The sequence below is a fragment of the Leclercia sp. UBA1284 genome, from assembly GCF_002308415.1.
Lineage (GTDB): Bacteria > Pseudomonadota > Gammaproteobacteria > Enterobacterales > Enterobacteriaceae > Enterobacter > Enterobacter pneumoniae.
The window spans coordinates 1,886,523-1,903,471 of sequence record NZ_DBUS01000006.1; the positions used below are offsets into that span (position 1 = coordinate 1,886,523).

At 46.0% G+C, this 16,949-nt stretch carries 16 protein-coding genes, 2 tRNA genes and 1 pseudogene; 8 read left to right on the forward strand and 11 right to left on the reverse strand.

The window, feature by feature from the left end:
* The first annotated feature begins 211 nt into the window (after positions 1-211).
* The 3 genes from B3511_RS12355 to dcuR all read left to right on the forward strand — a co-directional run bounded on the left by B3511_RS12355 (position 212) and on the right by dcuR (position 3,740).
* Positions 212-1,288 (forward strand): porin, encoded by a 1,077-nt coding sequence (locus B3511_RS12355; protein WP_046884839.1) that lies wholly within the window; start codon positions 212-214, stop codon positions 1,286-1,288.
* A gap of 131 nt (positions 1,289-1,419) precedes the next feature.
* Complete coding sequence (locus B3511_RS12360; protein ID WP_286782573.1) at positions 1,420-3,018, forward strand: sensor histidine kinase; 1,599 nt, start codon at positions 1,420-1,422, stop codon at positions 3,016-3,018.
* Positions 3,015-3,740, forward strand: coding sequence for a two-component system response regulator DcuR (gene dcuR, locus B3511_RS12365; protein ID WP_286782574.1), 726 nt, complete (start codon positions 3,015-3,017; stop codon positions 3,738-3,740). The genes B3511_RS12360 and dcuR overlap by 4 nt, the downstream gene beginning before the upstream one ends.
* A gap of 519 nt (positions 3,741-4,259) precedes the next feature.
* On the opposite strand, the gene B3511_RS12370 is transcribed toward dcuR, so the two are convergent.
* The 3 genes from B3511_RS12370 to B3511_RS12380 form a co-directional block, all read right to left on the reverse strand.
* Entirely contained in the window at positions 4,260-4,526 is a 267-nt protein-coding gene (locus B3511_RS12370; RefSeq protein WP_286782575.1) for a hypothetical protein, read from the reverse strand.
* A 382-nt stretch (positions 4,527-4,908) separates the two neighbouring features.
* Positions 4,909-5,523: a hypothetical protein gene (locus B3511_RS12375; RefSeq protein WP_286782577.1), complete on the reverse strand. Its 615-nt coding sequence runs from the start codon at positions 5,521-5,523 to the stop codon at positions 4,909-4,911.
* Positions 5,524-6,372: 849 nt separating this feature from the next.
* On the reverse strand, positions 6,373-6,813 hold the full coding sequence (locus tag B3511_RS12380) for a VOC family protein (protein WP_286782579.1): 441 nt from the start codon (positions 6,811-6,813) through the stop codon (positions 6,373-6,375).
* Between the two features lie 484 nt (positions 6,814-7,297).
* On the opposite strand from B3511_RS12380, the gene B3511_RS12385 reads away from it, so the two are divergent.
* Positions 7,298-8,479 (forward strand): diguanylate phosphodiesterase, encoded by a 1,182-nt coding sequence (locus tag B3511_RS12385; RefSeq protein WP_286782582.1) that lies wholly within the window; start codon positions 7,298-7,300, stop codon positions 8,477-8,479.
* Between the two features lie 549 nt (positions 8,480-9,028).
* On the opposite strand, the gene B3511_RS12390 is transcribed toward B3511_RS12385, so the two are convergent.
* Entirely contained in the window at positions 9,029-9,448 is a 420-nt protein-coding gene (locus tag B3511_RS12390) for a tail fiber assembly protein (RefSeq protein WP_349676214.1), read from the reverse strand.
* Between the two features lie 177 nt (positions 9,449-9,625).
* On the opposite strand from B3511_RS12390, the gene B3511_RS12395 reads away from it, so the two are divergent.
* A protein-coding gene (locus tag B3511_RS12395) for an IS3 family transposase (RefSeq protein WP_286782584.1) occupies positions 9,626-10,773 on the forward strand; the annotation gives its coding sequence in 2 pieces (ribosomal slippage) (positions 9,626-9,863 and positions 9,863-10,773; 1,149 coding nt in all).
* 156 nt (positions 10,774-10,929) lie between these two features.
* Here the strand turns inward: B3511_RS12395 and B3511_RS12400 are convergent.
* The 6 genes from B3511_RS12400 to B3511_RS12425 all read right to left on the reverse strand — a co-directional run bounded on the left by B3511_RS12400 (position 10,930) and on the right by B3511_RS12425 (position 15,199).
* Positions 10,930-11,151 (reverse strand): hypothetical protein, encoded by a 222-nt coding sequence (locus B3511_RS12400; protein ID WP_286782585.1) that lies wholly within the window; start codon positions 11,149-11,151, stop codon positions 10,930-10,932.
* A 124-nt stretch (positions 11,152-11,275) separates the two neighbouring features.
* Positions 11,276-11,473, reverse strand: a complete 198-nt coding sequence (locus B3511_RS12405; protein ID WP_263616120.1) for a hypothetical protein — start codon at positions 11,471-11,473, stop codon at positions 11,276-11,278.
* A 2,111-nt stretch (positions 11,474-13,584) separates the two neighbouring features.
* Positions 13,585-13,854, reverse strand: coding sequence for a hypothetical protein (locus B3511_RS12410; protein ID WP_286782586.1), 270 nt, complete (start codon positions 13,852-13,854; stop codon positions 13,585-13,587).
* A 7-nt stretch (positions 13,855-13,861) separates the two neighbouring features.
* Positions 13,862-14,491 (reverse strand): glycoside hydrolase family 19 protein, encoded by a 630-nt coding sequence (locus B3511_RS12415; RefSeq protein WP_286782588.1) that lies wholly within the window; start codon positions 14,489-14,491, stop codon positions 13,862-13,864.
* Positions 14,492-14,646: 155 nt separating this feature from the next.
* The gene (locus tag B3511_RS12420) at positions 14,647-14,928 is read right to left on the reverse strand and encodes a phage holin family protein (RefSeq protein WP_286782590.1); all 282 of its coding nucleotides are present in this window, start codon (positions 14,926-14,928) and stop codon (positions 14,647-14,649) included.
* Positions 14,915-15,199 (reverse strand): putative holin, encoded by a 285-nt coding sequence (locus B3511_RS12425; RefSeq protein WP_414671875.1) that lies wholly within the window; start codon positions 15,197-15,199, stop codon positions 14,915-14,917. The genes B3511_RS12420 and B3511_RS12425 overlap by 14 nt, the downstream gene beginning before the upstream one ends.
* Here B3511_RS12425 and B3511_RS12430 point away from each other — a divergent pair.
* Positions 15,113-15,664, forward strand: a pseudogene (locus tag B3511_RS12430) (tyrosine-type recombinase/integrase); the annotation flags it as partial. The gene B3511_RS12425 and the pseudogene B3511_RS12430 sit on opposite strands and share 87 nt — an antisense overlap.
* 113 nt (positions 15,665-15,777) lie before the next feature.
* Here the strand turns inward: B3511_RS12430 and B3511_RS12435 are convergent.
* Positions 15,778-15,867 (reverse strand) — tRNA-Ser (locus B3511_RS12435).
* A 93-nt stretch (positions 15,868-15,960) separates the two neighbouring features.
* Here B3511_RS12435 and mtfA point away from each other — a divergent pair.
* Together mtfA and B3511_RS12445 are read left to right on the forward strand one after the other, a co-directional pair.
* Positions 15,961-16,758 carry a DgsA anti-repressor MtfA gene (gene mtfA / locus B3511_RS12440; RefSeq protein WP_286782592.1) on the forward strand — a complete coding sequence of 266 codons (798 nt, stop codon included), beginning with the start codon at positions 15,961-15,963 and terminating at the stop codon, positions 16,756-16,758.
* A 100-nt stretch (positions 16,759-16,858) separates the two neighbouring features.
* Positions 16,859-16,934, forward strand: a tRNA-Asn gene (locus B3511_RS12445).
* Positions 16,935-16,949: the final 15 nt, after the last annotated feature.

Below are 16,949 nucleotides of genomic sequence, written 5' to 3' on the forward strand. Positions count from 1 at the left end.
ACTGATATCCAAATCAATAGATATCATTTATCTTCTTTCGCGCTTGAATAGATAAATAATATAAAACACCCCTCATTAATATTTTGAAATACTTTTAATCTTTCGAATAAGATATTTTCAAAAGATCGCAATTGCGTCATGAAATAGTATTATTCCGCACCCGGAGCGGGTCGCAATTATTCATATAAACAATATATAAAGGATATATATAATGAAAAGAAAAGTTCTGGCAGTTCTGGTCCCCGTTTTATTATCCGCTGGCGCTGCCAATGCAGCAGAAATCTACAATAAAGACGGTAATAAATTTGACCTGTATGGAAAAATGGTTGGGAAACGCATCTGGAGCGAGGCCGACAGCAGCAACAGCAGCAACGCCGATGACTCCTATGCGCGTTTCGGCATCAAGGGTGAGACCGAAATTACCGATCAACTGACCGGTTTCGGTCAATTCGAATACAACCTGGAAGCCAGCAAGCCGGAAGGCGCACAGGATGAAAGCACGCGTCTTTCCTTCGCGGGTCTGAAATTCGGTGATTTTGGCTCCTTCGATTACGGCCGTAACTATGGCGTGGCTTATGACGCAGCGGCTTACACCGATATGCTGGTTGAATGGGGCGGCGACGCCTGGTCAGCAACCGACAACTTCATGACCGGCCGTACGACCGGCGTGGCCACCTACCGTAACAACGATTTCTTCGGCGCGGTTGAAGGCCTGAATTTCGCCCTCCAGTATCAGGGCAACAACCACGACAAAAACCTGCGTAAAGGTAACGGCGATGGCTACAGCACGTCCCTGAGCTATGAAATTGATGGCTTCAGCTTTGTGGGTGTCTATGGCAAATCAGATCGTACTGATACCCAGGCTGCAGACGGTTACGGCGACAACGCTGAAGTGTGGTCTCTGGCGGCAAAATATGATGCAAATAATCTTTATGCCGCGGTAATGTACGGCGAAACCCGTAACATGTCCTGGGCTGGTAGCGACATTGGCTTTGCCAATAAAACCCAGAACGTTGAAGCTGTGGTCCAGTATCAATTCGACTTTGGCCTGCGTCCATCCCTGGGTTATGTCTACTCCAAAGGCAAGGATTTGGGTGCGAAAGAGGGTGAAAAAGGGACTAATGCAGATCGTCTTAACTATGTCGAACTGGGTACCTGGTATTACTTCAACAAGAACATGAACGTCTACGCTGCTTACAAATTCAACCTGCTGGACGACCGGGATACCGCCATCACTGGCGCCGACAATGGCGACCAGATAGCGCTGGGTATCGTTTACCAGTTCTAAGGATCTCTTCCCCTTATTCAGGCCCGCCACGTTGCGGGCTTTTTTCTTTCCTGCCCCACCAGCTTAACCTGGCTTTAACAATCGTGCGGCATCGGCGATAATAGCGCTTTTCTGCCCTTTCCGGAGTTTCAATGCGCGATCTGCCCCACGTGACTATCCCGCACAAGCGCCCAATGAAACTGACGACCCTGGTGACTCTGATGGTGTACTCCGTGACGGGCTCCATTCTGTTGGTCATTTTTGCTCTCTACTTTGCGCAGATCACCAAAGCGACACGCGAAGGCGTTAAAGAGACGGCGCTGGCGGTGGCGAGAACGCTGGCCGACAGTCCTGACGTGGTGCGAGGGTTAGAGCACCCTCCTCAGAGCAACCTGATTCAGCCGATCGCCCTGGCGGTAATGCAGCGCAACAATTTGTTGTTTGCCGTCGTCACGGATATGCGCGGAATACGTTATTCCCATCCCAACCCCTCGTTGCTCGGAAAAGCCTTTATCGGGGAGGACCTGCGCCCTGCCCTGCAGGCAAAAGAGAATGTCGCCATCAACCACGGCGTGCTCGACGAGGCGCTACGGGTTTTCACGCCCGTTTATAACGCCAGCCGCCAGCAGATTGGCGTGGTGTCAGTAGGTATTTCGCTGGAAAAAGTGGAGCAACAAATCAGCCGTAACCGCTGGGATGCCATCTGGCTGGTATTGTTCAGCGCCCTTCTGGGTGCGCTGGCTGCCTGGGGGTTGGCCAGAATGCTCAAACGCGTACTCTTTGGCCTTGAGCCCTGGGAGATTTCCGCGCTCTTTGAACAGCGTCAGGCTATGTTGCAGTCACTGCGTGAAGGGGTTATTGCGGTCGATCAACAGGGGCAGATTACGATGGTCAATCTCGCCGCGCGCCAGATTCTTGCCGACGATCCCCTTAATACGCCATTACTGGTTACGCTGCGTGAAGTCTCCCGCAGCGGACAGGCGCGTGAGGATCAGGAGATCAACTGCAACGGTCGTCTGTTACTCTGCAATACCTTGCCCATCAGGGCGCATAATCAGCAGGCTGGCGCGATTACCACCTTCCGCGATAAGACCGAAATCAGCCAACTGATGCAGCGTATGGATGGTCTGGTGAGCTACCTCGATGCCCTGCGTACCCATTCTCATGAGTTTATGAATAAGCTGCATGTGATACTCGGCCTGCTGCATATGAAACGCTATGACAAACTGGAGACGTACATACTGCAAACCGCGCAAAATTATCAGCTCGATGTGGGGGCGATTCAGCGGACTATCCAGTCTCCGGTGGTAGCGGGTTTTCTGTTGGGCAAAATTACCCGCACGAAAGAGGCGGGCTTTACCTTAACCCTGGCTGAGGAGTGCCGGGTACCAGACAACCCTAATGAAGAGCAAACCGCCGTCCTGGTTACCGTCCTGGGTAACCTGATAGAGAACGCCCTGGATGCGATGGCAGCGCAGCCGGCGGGAGAAGTCAGCCTGCTGCTCCATTACCAGAACGGCATACTGAGTGGCGAAGTGAGTGACGACGGGCCAGGCATTCCGGCGCAGAACCTCTCTGCAATTTTTGATAAAGGCTTCTCGACCAAAGGTGAACACCGGGGCGTGGGGTTGTATCTTGCGCGTCAGCAACTTGAAAAGCTGGGGGGCGAATTGAGCGTGGAATCAGAGCCAGGCGTGTTTACGCAATTTTTTGTGCAAATCCCCTGGGACAGTGAAAGGAATAGCGCGTGATAAATGTTTTGATCGTCGATGACGATGCCATGGTGGCCGACCTGAACCAGATGTATGTGAACCGTGTCGAAGGATTCCACTGTAGCGGTATCGCCTCTACCCTGACGCAGGCCAGGAGGATAATCAGTGACAACACCTCGCCGATAGATCTTATTCTGCTCGACGTCTATATGCAGCAGGAGAGCGGCCTGGATCTGCTACCGGTAATACGCGCCTCTGGCCGTTCAATTGCAGTCATTATGATCTCATCGGCATCCGATGCTGCCACCGTTCAGACCTCGCTGCACTATGGCGTGGTCGATTACCTGATTAAACCCTTTCATTTTCCGCGTTTTGAAGAGGCACTCACCGGCTGGCGAGCTAAGAAACAGGCTATGGACGCGCATCAGCATTATGAGCAGGCGGACGTGGATAAGCTCCTGCACGGCAGTACCGCCGAATTTATGGAGAACAAACGGCTGCCGAAAGGGTTAACGCCCCAGACGCTACGTACGCTCTGTTTGTGGATCGATGCCAATCCAGGTATGGAATTTTCAACCGATGACCTGGCCACTGCGGTCAAAATCTCGCGGGTGTCATGCCGTAAATATTTGATATGGCTTGCGCAGATTAATCTGCTTTTTACCCGTATTCACTATGGTGCCACCGGGCGTCCGGTCTATCGCTATCGTCTGCGACCCGAGCAGGGGGCGCGGCTGAAACAGTTCTGCGAGCCGGGTTAAGAATCGACGCAACAAGACAATAGCATCGCTGAAACATCCTGATTTAGCTCACAGATATCGTGACGAAGCGGTAAAGGAATGTTACTTAACGCGATCAGAGTAATAAGGTACGCAACGCAGGAAGAGGTCGACAGCCTGAAAAGATGTGGCGGAGAGAGGGGGATTTGAACCCCCGGTAGAGTTGCCCCTACTCCGGTTTTCGAGACCGTCCCTTACGCCTTTATTTTTAAATGGTTACCTTCAATTATGAGAAAAAGGGATATTTTGGTGATCCAATTTTTTCAATAACTTGCACCCAAAGATGATTACGTTTTCTCAGTCAATGCAGGATTAACTGACTGTCGGGGCGGTGATTCAAACCCACTTATGCCGGATAAAGCGCTCAAGAAAATCCACCTATAAGTTTTTTTTCGCGAACTAGGTTCAGCCGCCGAAACCCACTTTGTGTCAAAAGCGGACCTTTCAGTGCTAATCATACTTCGGGAAAAAGCCAGCACAGGTTCTTACGCCTTAACAAGGTCATTTCTTCAAAGGAAAAATATGCAGGGTATTAGCAGCCAGAGGGTATATTCCCAGCATTCGGGTTGACGCCTTCAGCTCTTCATGAGTGGCATTCTCTAGGGGTATACGGCCACCCCATATGGTTATTCCTTCTGACAGGTGTTTGGGTCGGCCCTGTTTTTCTTCACTAATCTCTATTGTTTCACCATTGCTCAGATTTATAACAAGAGATGTTACTTCCAGAGACTGATTTTCTCCAGTAGTGTTCTTAAGTTCAACTTTCATAAAAATACTCCTGTAGTGTGTCTTTGAATGCTACTACACACATTCCAAACAGACCTTATCAACAACAAAAAACCCGCTTTGGCCTGAAGCGGATCGTTCACGGTCTCAGGTCCGCTTTTCGCTCAAAGCGGAAAACGGTAAATCAGGCCACATCCTCAACACTCAAAAAAAACCGCCCGTAGGCGGCTTTAATTATTTGCGTGGTTTACCGGCATACGAACTAATATTTACAGAGTAAGATATGTTGTTTTTAATACCGGACCAAAATCAAACTAGTTCGGATTAGCAATAAAGGAATGCACCAACCTTAATGCGTAGTTTATTCAACCCGGATTCAATCAGTAACTAAAATGAAGTGATATTGAATCCGGATTCGATTCTTTTACAACATAGGTTTGGTCTTTTTTTGTTGATCCATGTAATTTATGACGGCATTCTGCCACGCAGGATCAATCAGCTCTATTTTTGTATTCCCCATAGAAAGACTTGCCGTACCACTCACACAACCCATTCCTGAACTAGGCATAGGCTTTTCGCACCAGACAGGGAAAACACCACCAGTCGAAACCGGGCCGTATTTTTTTAAGGCTGCATCAACCATATTGTTTTCATTTTCTTTCGTCCATGGAATTTCATAGAGAACCTGCGAAACAGCCATCGGATTAGATTTGTTATAAGGAACCCGGGGTTGGAAATTCACCTGCATACGGGTTCCATTATCTTCGTATACCAGGTGCATAATTTGCTGACTCCCTGTGACGATACTCGGAGTCTGACTTTCCATCGACTTAGATGCTCTAATTTGAGAAGGTTTTATACCAAAGTTTTTTTGCATTGCAGCTTGCGCTTCTTCAATGCTCATACCCGTTTTAACACCACCAATGTCAAATGATTTAACATCTACAGCGTGTACAGGAGGTATCGCATTTGCCGATACAGACATAAGCGCAGAAGATAAAGCTACTAAATATAAGGGGTATTGCAGGTGAATTTTCATTTTCCCTCTGAATATTGCTATGAATTAAGTTTACAATTTACATGCGCGAAATTTACTTTGCAACTCAATGCAATAAATTCCTTTTAAGTTAGTTATGTATGTGCCAACAAGTAACCGTCATTGCCTTTATAGCCAGGGCATTTATTTAGAGTCCATTAAGCATCAATTTTTGTATATTAGGAATATTCCTGTTTACTTTTTAATTAACACCTAAACCATCCCATCCTAATAGTTGAAATAATGTAGATATATATGGCAAGTCTTTTTATGTTATGACATCAGCAAACGAAAGCATTTTTGTTACTAATTTTTTGTTATATACGCCGCTGGGTTTAAGCACGACGAAATACGTCGCGTAATAAAAGATAATGCTAACATTTACTTAGACTTCATGCGCATGATTAGTGATGTGGGGTCAAATAAATGATACGGATCTTGATAAATGGGGGACACCAAACCGGGCTACGAAATCAAAACGCACCGGAAAAAGATTTCAGCATTGTAATCGGAATCAGAACTAGGGCATTTTGTGATTGCAACTACGGATATCGCTATCCCATATAGTTTAAGGGCTGATGAGCTGCTTTACATTCATTTTAACATCAATGTAAGTCATGGTTTCATCAATTATAAGAACAGATGAATACGCCTGCTTATAGCGCAAAGCAACTCTAGCGACGTTTAAATGGTCCGCATTTTCCAGAAGCGAACATTACGCGCATTTGCACTATAATTATTAACAGTGCGAAAGTGTAGCATGATAGCCACACTTCCGGACATGGATAAACTACATAGCTTCTTTCTGATACCTCGTAGTCCTTTTGTACATAGACACCACTATTGCATTTCTTATTGATAAGGGGTTTTACTAATTATGGTTTGGAGACCAACCCGCTGCCCGTAAGAAAGTTCGAGCGTATTACCATCTGGATCAGCGAAAAAAACGTAATATCCCACAGGCTCGCCGGCATCTATAGGCTCTCTGCGTAAGATACCTTGAGCGCGTGCGATTTGTGTTTTCTTGTCAATTTCTTCTCGACTGGCACACGCTACGCCGAGATGGCCAAAATTACCTAATGGAGTATCCGTAACATTGTCTGACTGTACCAAAACTAGCGCAAAGGGACGAGTGTGATCACTTAGCCATGCTACTTTACGTGCATCGGGAAGGTCAGGCTCTCGTCTGTGCACAACTTCCATGCCAGCATAATAGCTATAAAAATTAATACTTTTTTCCAAATCTCTAACAACAAACGCAACGTGCGTAAAGCCGACATCAATCTCTTTCATGAGGCTAATCCTTTTGAATATCTCTAGATATTGCACCTTAATAGCTAAAGTTAACTTGAGGTCAAGAGCCTTCCAATCAATGCCTTTGATGGGTATTTGTACATTTGCTTAGTACCGTTAAGGATCTCAGCCTAAGCTAACTAACTCTAGCAAATTGAAGATAAGAGCTGATACGTACAGAAGAAAAGATAAAGTTATATCTGCAATAAAAATATTAAAAACTCCATCTGCTCATTTTTACTACCACAACCCTAAAATCTATTTTTTTCTTAGTCACGGGTGCATAACAGGTGTAGTTAGATTGCAGAAACGAATATATCTTGCGAGCTATAACCACTCAAATTTGATGGTTTTTCGTAAATCAATTTATTCTTCATAGCCTATTTTTATGTTATCGGATCATTTTTTTAAAATTTTCAGATAAATAGCACCATCTAACCTACCTCATGCTACAGTATTAGAAAATCCTTTAATGTATACAATTATGCTTACTACTCTCATCTACCGAAGCCATCTTCGAGCTACTACACCGATTCAATCCATCGTTGACATGGTCAATGAAGCTAATCATCGAAATGAACGTGCGGGGGTAACTGGTGTTTTACTTTTTAATGGGATTCATTTCTTACAGCTTCTGGAAGGCGATGAGGCAGCCGTAAGGCAAATCTTCAAAAAGATTTGTTTGGATACACTTCACTTTAACATTGTAGAACTCTTATCCGATTATGCTCCCTATCGGCGATTTGGTCGCTCAGGCATGGAATTAATTGATATCAGACTTTTTAGTAAAGATGAGTGTCTGCAAAGAGTTCTTCAACATGGGACAACCCAACATAAATTGCTATACAATGACAGAGCTTTAAGGTTTTTCCGTACATTTATAGATTCAGCTGAGACAGATAGCTATTATGAACTTCCTGATAGTTTTAATTGGTTTTTTTCATCTGATGAAATAGATGTATCATCGCTTGATGCAGCTATGGTTGAAAATATTCATGCCGTTATAGATCCTCTTGCTGGTCAGATACATTCATTTGTACTGAGTGCAAAATCAGAAAAAGAAAACTTAATAGCTAATAATTTGCTCGTTGATTTGGAGTCGAAGAGAGATTTATTAAAAACCGCAGGTAAATTAATTACCTCTTCACAACGAGTATCGATAACACTCCTGCCTTTAACTTTACTAAGGGTGCCTGATGCAATTAATCTATTACTAGACTGCATTAGAGACAGCAATTTGTACCCAGAGCAAATTATAGTTGAATTTTCAGAAAGCGAAATAATCCCTGAAATTGATGAGTTCGCTCATTCAGTGCAGATACTTAAAAGTTGCGGTTTAAGCGTAGCCATAAACGACTTTGGTGTGGGCAATGCAGGTTTATTGTTTCTTTCTAAATTCCAGCCTGAGAAGCTTAAAATACATCCTCAACTGATCAAGAATATACATAAAGACGGTTCTAAGCAGGCGATATTACAAAGTTTAATTCGCTGCTGTGAACTTTTAGAGATACGAATTTGTGCCACAGGTGTCGAGCTACCAGAAGAATGGATGTGGCTAGAATCCGCTGGGATATTTTGCTTTCAAGGAAATCTTTTTTCAAAATATGAGAAAAATGGATATTTGAAGATATTTTGGCCTGACTCAAATGAGTTAAATAGTAATTAGATAATTGAATTCCTACTGATTTAACAGACCCCTAAGAGTTATTTAAAATGACTTAAAAAGAGGTGCCCATGAGCGGCAAGCATTATTTCGCAGAGTTTAATATCGAGAAAAAAGCAGTACAACAGAGCGTTGGTAGCCTTAAGTTAATTTAAGATTAAAACGCGTCAAAACTCGCAGCGGAAGACCAATAACACCTGTTCTTCGCTCATAGCGGACCCTAGACTTTTTGAGCAAGGCCATCATGTCTTTCTTTCGAATGCGTTCAGATGCAGACCGGTTAGATCATCATTAATCTTGGCGAGGTTTCCAGGACGCGGGTTCAACTCCCGCCAACTTCACCAAGCATGGTTGGGCGGCGATAGTAAATAAACAGCAATAACAATAAGTTATCGGTATCAATAGGACACCGCCCAGATGGTGAGGGGACAAAAAAGAATACGCAAAGGAGCCGCGACTCCGAAGTGATAAGAAGCCCGCATAATAGTCAATAGCAACTAAACTAGCGATAGCCTTTGTAAAAATTACATTGGCTATCTAACTTAATTATCATTAAATCCATGCGATGTTTGACGCTTCATTTGGATCTATTCGATTTAGCTGCACTCGTTTTTTCTTTAACTCTAAAAGTACCTTTTCCTCATCGGCTGTAGATAAACCCAAATCAATCGCATCTTGTAGCACTTCTATTTCAAGTGTTACTTCCTTTAGTCTGCGTATCTTCTCTGCCTGAGCTTCACTGACAAGGGTATTTCGCTCGGCATCTACATCATGTATCCACTCTTTACCATTCCATTTTACAAACGAGTGATCAGGACGAATAGTAACTACATTATCAGGTAAAGGGCCTAAGTGAATGATGTCTAGTGCTTCACCTGTATTAACATCGTATACAGTTTCTCCACGATGGTCTTCAACAATTTCCCATTTAGCGGCCTTGGCGTCAAATACAGCAATAACCCCCTCTTCCATAGGCGGCGGAGCAATATCTGTAGAATTAGCAGGTATTCCAGTATGCGCCGGGATAAAGCCATCACATTTACCGATAAATTCGTTAGTATCAGCAGAAAGATTGTAAATAGTAATTGAATCGCCACGGGTTTAACAGACACCTCGGAGTCATTTAAGATGTCTTAAAGAGAGGTGCCCATGAGCGGTAAACGTTATCCCGAAGAGTTTAAAATTGAAGCAGTCAAACAGGTTATTGATCGCGGTCATTCTGTTTCCAGCGTTGCAACACGTCTCGATATCACCACCCACAGCCTTTACGCCTGGATAAAGAAGTACGGTCCGGACTCATCCACTAATAAAGAACAGTCAGATGCTCAGGCCGAGATCCGCCGACTCCAGAAGGAGTTGAAGCGGGTTACTGACGAACGGGACATATTAAAAAAAGCCGCGGCGTACTTCGCAAAGCTGTCCGACTGAGGTACGCCTTTATTCGTGACAACTCCCGTTGCTGGCCTGTTCGTCTGCTCTGCAGGGTGCTGGATGTTCATCCCAGTGGCTTTTACGCCTGGTTTAAGCAACCGTATTCTCAGCGCCACCAAGTAGATCTGAGACTGACGGGACAGATCAAACAGTTCTGGCTGGAGTCCGGTTGCGTTTATGGTTATCGCAAGATCCATCTGGACTTGCGGGATAGCGGGCAACAGTGCGGAGTGAACAGAGTCTGGCGACTGATGAATCGTGCCGGGATAAAGGCTCAGGTAGGATACCGTAGCCCGCGGGCACGCAAAGGCGAGGCCAGTATCGTATCGCCCAACAGGCTCCAGCGACAGTTCAATCCGGATGCTCCGGATAAGCGCTGGGTAACGGATATAACCTACGTCAGGACCTACGAAGGCTGGCTGTATCTTGCGGTGGTTGTTGATCTGTTCTCTCGCAAAATTATCGGCTGGTCAATGCAATCACGGATGACAAAGGACATTGTCCTGAACGCACTGCTGATGGCTGTATGGCGGCGTAATCCCCAAAAACAGGTGCTGGTTCACTCGGACCAGGGCAGTCAGTACACAAGCCATGAGTGGCAGTCGTTCCTGAAAGCACACGGCCTGGAGGGGAGCATGAGCCCTCGCGGTAGCTGTCACGATAATGCGGTTGCAGAAAGCTTTTTCCAGTTGCTGAAACGCGAACGGATAAAGAAAAAGATCTACGGAACGCGGGAAGAAGCCCGCAGCGATATTTTTGATTACATCGAAATGTTCTATAACAGTAAGCGTCGGCATGGTTCGAGCAATCAGATGTCACCGACAGAATATGAAAAGCAGTATTATCAACGGCTCGGAAGTGTCTAGATTATCCGTGGCGATTCAGACTGCAGCGGGACCACGTTTCAAAATTCCAATCACCGTTTTGCCTCACTAGCCGTTGAACTTGGCAACAGCTTATCAGGGATATCATTCGAGGATATTCTTTTCCTGTAAATGAGGAAGCGAACTGATTGCTTAACGTCAGCGCTTTTGGCTTTTAGCTTTGACCTCTTCTACTGACTTTTTAACGATGCCACATACTTCTTCAGCACCATCTGGACAGTAATGGTTGTACTTTCCGCCCTTACTCATTTCCCGACGTACATCATTCACAACCCCATCCAGGCTCAGACCTGAGTCCTCATTAAGAGACAGAACTACCAGTAACGCCTGCTTAAGATATTCCTCTTTGTCGCTTTGCATAATTCAGCCTCGTTCAATGTAGTAAGACTTAAACGTAGACTAAATTACCTGAAGCATTGCTACCTCATGCAGTCATACAGTTATAGACATTATCAAGCCCACCCGCAGATGAGCTTTGTAATGGTTAGTCGTCGAGTTGTAGCACACCATGTTCAAGTGAATCGGAGTACGCAATCAGTCCGGTATACTCTGGGATCATCTCACCATCATCCGCTTCGAATTCAGGAATTGTCACAGTGGTGATGGTGTAATGTGTCTGGCCATCCTCTTTGACGAAGGCAGCAAGGTTATCAATCTGTTTTACTGTTAGGACTACTGTCATGCTTATTCCTCGGTGAGTAAAAGCCTAGCAATTGCGAGACTAAGGATTTTCTATGCTTTCAGACCAGATAAAGGGACGATGCCAGATTCTCAGGGATAAGGCTTTATTCATTCAGATGACTCTACATCGGGCAAGACCGCTTAAAATATTTTAAGAATCGTCCTGGTATTGCCGCTTCCGCTTGTTAAATAAGCGATATCGTTCACACTGAAAACACCTTGATATGGCTCCTACCATCCTCAAGGCAATCTGTTCCTCAACGCAAGAAGCACTAATCCAACAATTACTCTGCATTGCCCTTCCTCACGGAGGGCTTTTTTTTGATAAAAAAAGACCAGCTCGGACAGAACTGGCCTGGGTCTGGCAGTAATGTAGCTAGCAAATCACACTAAGTTCGATGTTATGTCTGTTCCCTCAGTCTTTAGCTCAAGCTCCGGGTGCCTCCCGGTGAACTCACTCCAGTAAGCAAATTCGCATAAGTCCAACATCTACTGGATGCCCCGCCGCTGAGGGGGATTAACTTGTATGACAAAGATGTCGAATCATTTGTGCTTTTTAAAAGTAGCTGACGAAAGATTTTTTAGTGTGAGTTGCATTGGATTTTTATGCTTTAAAAAAATGATACCGAGCTGGCATTAGATAGAACCCTAATTGAAGATAAATAATTTTTTATTCTAATAGTTCGGATTTATCTCACTCTTTGCACTACTCTCTGAGCACCTTGAAACGATGACCCTTTTGGTCTCCCTTCCGAACTGCTGGATTTCATTTCGGAAGGGATTTTTTTCCCCGACAGTCGTCTGCCACGCTTTGTTATGCGCCAGGATGTCTTTCTTCGTCTGGCGGTCCAGGATGTCGATGTCGTGATCAGTCAGGTAGATTGGCTTTACCCAGTCACAGTCGGTATCAACTACCACTGGGAGCTTCCACGTGTTACGCATCTGCCTGCGTATTCACCGCAATTCTTGATTATCCCAAACGCTCAATGAATGCCTGCTGTAATGCCTATCCATTAATGAGGATATTTGGTTATTTACCCGCTGCAGGGGATATCGTTATTACGATGTGTCTGCCCGTGGTGATAAAAATAAAAAAGGCCGCCTTAGCGACCATCAATAGTAAGGTTTAAGTGGTTAGCGTCGACCATTAGCGAGTGGGCAGAAATAGCAAGTAAATTTAAAATCGAATGTGAAGAGCATTCTGAATGCAGTTTCTCAAACTTAAGCTAGCATTAATCATGAAGTTATCATCACAAATTGGAGGTTTTATTGTCTAATCTATACGACGAGAAAGGCTATGTCATAATCGGAGAAGCGGCACTCTCACTTGCACTCAAAGGTCTGGATATCACCGTTCCATCTCTTATAGGAGAACTCACCCGCATAGCTGAGGGAAGTATAAGCGATGAGCGTATTTATTCGATCTACGAGTCCAGAAACTGGCTTATTCAAGCCACCGAAAGAGATGTAGAGTCCGTGCCTTATATTAAGACTATATTGGGCCTGAACGACGAGAAGATCAGATACTCCGAAGTGTAGTCCGGCTCCGGCCGGGAAACGATGTAGAAGATAACTTTACGGTTACGCTCATGCGTTACCGGCTGGAGAAAATGTCAGGGATGACTTTACTCAAGTTCAAATCAGTTTGTAAGCCTATCTATATAAACTTCCGATTTAATAAATAGCGTTCAGAACAGGTTAACCATTCCACTCTGTACACGATTTAACCAAAAACAATGTTGCCCATAAATTTTACCAACTGGTTGCGTGTCATTGAGTATGTAATGACAAACCAAACTCTATCTTGAAATCGTCTAAAAGCACCCTAAAAAATTTTCTTATTCTGTAAATATACAGTTAATGGTTTTTTATCAATAACAGTATCTATTTGTACAGATTAGTCTAAGCTGCACTCAACTTGAAACGAAGGCTAATTGGCCACCCTTCTGATGTACTGGATTTCATTTCGGAAGGGATTTTTTTCCCTGACAGTTCGTCTGCCACGCTTTGTTATGCGCCAGGATGTCTTTCTTCGTCTGGCGGTCCATCACATCCCAGTCCTGCGCTGTGCCGTAAAGGGGTTTAACCCAGTCGCAAGCGGTGTCGACTATCTCAACCCTTACGGGTCCAGTCTGTGCGCAACTCGCTATCAACATCGTCGCCAGACATATGACTGACAGTCTGCTGAACATTGTTGGCCTCCTTCGTTGTCTCTACCCGGCGATCTGCTGCTGCGATAGCTGCCGCTGCGTTATCTTCGGTACGCTGCTGATCTGCTTTTGTCTCTGCTTTGCTGGTGCCGCGAATATGACCCAGCCCGAAAGCGCCTGCGATGGCGGCAATAACTGCTACAGCAATACCAATGAATGTTTCAAACCCCATAGTGACCTTACACCAGCACAGATTTAGCCAGGTTAAACAGCGCGCGGCGTTTATCCAGCCCGTTACGGCCTCCATTGATAAGCAGCGTGACGCGCTCCACGTCTCCGGAATAAAGCAGACAGCCGTGCGAGACATAGAACCACGCAGCTGAGCGGGCAGCATATTCATCCTGTTCGAGCAATTCAGGCTGGATTACAAGGTCCAGCTTCAGCGCGTGACCACAGTTTCGGTAATTGCTGAGCCCGGTGATTTGCTTCAGGCCGCGACCGCGATATTTCCAGCCATCACCAGCAACCTGGTTGCCCAGGTTCTTTTTGCCCCACTCCCCGCCATAGACCAGATTGGCGATTGCTTTCTGGTTAGCTGGCTGCGTGGCCGTTCTGCCGAGGGCTGCGGCCTGTTGTGCTGTGATGCGGTGCTTACCGAACACTTGTACCAGACTGTCTGCCGCATAGTTCAGGTTTTCCACCAATCGGGTGAACCTGCCAGACTCATGCCCCATTTGTGCAATGAACATGGACTGATCGAGCGGCGCGGTTATTCCATACTCTTTCATTGCGGCGTAGATAAACGGATACCAGCGCGCAGCTAATCCGGCACCAATACCTGCCGCCTGTTGAAATTTGTCTAGATTCATAAGAACACTCTGTGTACAACCGCCAGAATTGATGGGTTAAAAAAGAACAAAATGGGTGCAATAAATTGTGATATAGATCACAATCCGCCTCAAATAATGACCTGCGCCTTTATTGGCTTTAAAGAGTTGAAGTGATGTCGCTTCAGCTCTTTTTTTTAATCCATTATTGGCTTTAGCAATCTTGCCAGGTTACCGCGAGCCCAGAGAACGGCAGCGCAAATGAGTACGTTCACCAGCACCACGAACCAGTGCGATTCATGGTACAAGCCGAACAGGTAACGGAAGGGGACGCTGGCATATACCTGCACCGTGAAATAAGCCATAAGCGATATCAGTGGGCGATGTCTCGCCCCGCTGCGCTGGTAGAACATCAAAGTAACGACGATCACTCCACAGATAAGAGCATTCGCCATTGCACTCGGATCACTTGTTACCATTGCTGGCCCCTCCTCCTCGTAAGCGAGAGAGAATTCCAAACAGGCTACCCAAATCCTGACTGTTGACGAACATCAGCAGCTTAATAGCAATAGCGGCTACGATTACCGCTCCCAGCGCGTCAAGTGGCCTGTCGCTGTACCCCGTCCATTTGGAGAAGTAAGAGCCAAGTAGTGGAGCGCCGATAACCCATGCGTTGGGGTAGATAAGTTTCCTAAACCACAGAGAGATCGTTACATCACTGACGATGAATACCTGGCTATCTATAACCATGCGTCCACCCCAGTAAAAGCAGCCATGGAGATCGCCTACTTATGTGCCGCCAGGGTTTCCGATGTTCTTAAAATGAACTGGAATCAGATAATGGATAAAGGAATTTTTATTCAACAGGGCAAAAATAGAGTTAAACAAATTAAGGTCTGGTCAGATCGACTAAGGGATGCAGTAGAGCTCTGCAGAGAATGGGGAGAGGAAGGGCCTGTTATTAGAACTATGTATGGAGAGCGATATTCCTACAAAGGATTTAACGAGGCATGGAGAAAAGCCAGGACGGCTGCATCTGAACATCTCGGGGTACCACTTGACTGCACGTTTCACGATCTGAAAGCGAAAGGTATCTCTGACTATGAAGGTTCCAGCAGGGATAAGCAGCAGTTCAGTGGGCACAAGACCGAATCACAGGTTTTGGTGTACTACCGTAAGACGAAAATAAGTCCAACTCTCAACAAAAAAATGTGACTATGCGCGCGCCGTGGAAGGTGACGGTTGCGCTTTTTTTCTCAGTGGATTTTCTCAGATTTTCTCAGTGAGATTTTTGTCACTGAAATGTAATGCTGTAAGTGTTTGAATAGTGGCGGAGAGAGGGGGATTTGAACCCCCGGTAGAGTTGCCCCTACTCCGGTTTTCGAGACCGGTCCGTTCAGCCGCTCCGGCATCTCTCCGTTTTGATGGTTGCCATGATGCCAGGTAATTTGGCATTTTAACAGTCCATAACCGTTCAATTTTGTTCAAGTGACGAGTTTGCGAGCAAAGCGATGATTAAGTGGCCCTGGAAAACTAATGAATCCGCGCGTAACACGGCATTCCCCTGGGAAGAAGCGCTGGCGATCCCGGTGTTGGCCTGGCTTCCGGACGAGGATAAACATCAACTCGCTCAGCTGGCAGAACGTTTTTTACAGCAAAAACGCCTGGTTGCGCTGCAAGGTTTTGAGCTTGATGAACAGAAGAGTGCGCGTATCGCCCTGCTCTTCTGCTTACCCGTGCTTAAACTCGGTATTGAGTGGCTGGATGGTTTCCACGAAGTGCTGATCTACCCTGCCCCCTTCGTCGTCGATGACGAGTGGGAAGATGACATCGGGCTGGTGCACAATCAACGCATGGTGCAATCTGGCCAGAGCTGGCAACAGGGGCCCATTATCCTCAACTGGCTCGATATTCAGGACTCCTTCGACGCCTCCGGATTTAACCTTATCGTGCATGAGGTGGCGCATAAGCTTGACACCCGCAATGGCGATCGCGCCAGCGGTGTGCCCTTTATCCCGCTGCGGGAAGTCGCAGGCTGGGAGCACGATCTCCATGCCGCCATGAACAATATTCAGGATGAGATCGATCTGGTGGGAGAGAGTGCAGCGAGCATAGATGCTTACGCTGCAACCGATCCGGCAGAGTGTTTCGCCGTGCTGTCCGAATACTTCTTCAGCGCACCTGAACTGTTCGCCCCTCGCTTCCCGTCGCTCTGGCAACGGTTCTGCCATTTTTATCAGCAAGATCCCCTGCAGGGAATTCGTAATAACGAAGCGCGTGATGGCGATACAGGCGTTCAGGTACATTAAATCAGCGGTTTGTGGCTTAATTAATCAGTTGATTCAGTGCGTTAAATTTAGTGTTGACACAAAATAGCGAGGCCATTAACATGCGCCTCGTTCACACGATTCCTCTGTAGTTCAGTCGGTAGAACGGCGGACTGTTAATCCGTATGTCACTGGTTCGAGTCCAGTCAGAGGAGCCAAATTTGAAAAGCCTG